Here is a 765-nt window from a genome sequence, read left to right on the forward strand (position 1 = left end):
GGTATCGGCATTGACCGGGATTCCAGTTCGTGCGGACGTTGCCATGACGGGTGAAATCACCCTGCGTGGTCAAGTGCTTGCGATTGGTGGTTTGAAAGAAAAACTGCTCGCGGCTCACCGTGGCGGAATCAAGACCGTGATCATTCCTGAGGAGAACGTACGCGATCTGAAGGAAATACCGGACAATATCAAGCAAGATCTGCAGATTAAACCGGTTAAATGGATTGACGAGGTCCTGCAAATTGCGCTGCAATACGCGCCGGAGCCCTTGCCTGATGTGGTTCCAGAGATAGTTGCAAAGGATGAAAAGCGAGAGTCTGACTCTAAGGAAAGAATTAGCACGCATTAGTACGCATTTGCCTGGGGGGCTTCCTTGACAGCTTTTTAGAGCCCTTGTTATAAAGCGGCTCTTAAGTGTCTGTAGGCCATTCAGCACACACGTTTTTTGCTTTCACCAAAAAAAACTTAGAATCATACTCAAATAGATATAAGGGGACTTAGAGTGAACAAGTCGGAACTGATTGATGCTATCGCTGCATCCGCTGATATCCCGAAAGCTGCTGCTGGCCGTGCGCTGGACGCTGTAATCGAATCCGTCACTGGCGCTCTCAAGGCTGGCGACTCTGTTGTTCTGGTTGGTTTCGGTACCTTCTCCGTGACTGATCGTCCAGCTCGCATTGGTCGTAACCCTCAGACCGGTAAGACACTGGAAATCGCAGCAGCTAAAAAACCAGGTTTCAAAGCCGGTAAAGCACTGAAAGAAGC

2 protein-coding genes are annotated in these 765 nt (G+C 49.5%); both read left to right on the forward strand.

Features of this window, described 5'->3' with window-relative positions:
- Positions 1–349 (forward strand): S16 family serine protease (locus AC1DRJ_RS30720; RefSeq protein WP_477805423.1); only part of this gene is annotated, 349 nt, incomplete at its 5' end.
- A gap of 153 nt (positions 350–502) precedes the next feature.
- Positions 503–765: HU family DNA-binding protein (locus AC1DRJ_RS30725; RefSeq protein WP_477805424.1), on the forward strand; the 263-nt coding region annotated here is incomplete at its 3' end.

The organism is Pseudomonas sp. P5_B2 (assembly GCF_056400445.1).